The sequence below is a fragment of the Nostoc sp. CCY0012 genome, assembly GCF_963920855.1.
GTDB lineage: Bacteria > Cyanobacteriota > Cyanobacteriia > Cyanobacteriales > Nostocaceae > Cyanocohniella.
The window spans coordinates 1-278 of sequence record NZ_CAWUDM010000265.1 but is presented as its reverse complement, the minus strand read 5'-3'; the positions used below and the strand labels follow the sequence as shown (position 1 = coordinate 278).

General features: G+C 42.1%; 1 pseudogene. It reads right to left on the bottom strand.

Annotated features, from left to right (window positions below):
• Positions 1-278: pseudogene (locus ACM0OS_RS29075) on the bottom strand (hypothetical protein); the annotation flags it as partial.

Genomic DNA, 278 nt, shown 5'->3' with positions numbered 1-278 from the left:
TATCTGTAGGTGGCGCTTCGTTTTCAGGTAGTGCGTTATCTGTAGGTGGCGCTTCATTTTCAGGTGTTTCATTTACAGGTGTTTCACCATCTACAGGTGTTTCATCTACAGGTGTTTCATCTACAGGTGTTTCATCTACAGGTGTTTCACCATCTACAGGTGTTTCACCATCTACAGGTATTTCATTTTCAGGTATTTCACCATCTACAGGTGTTTCACCATCTACAGGTGTTTCACCATCTACAGGTGTTTCATCTACAGGTGTTTCATCTACAGGT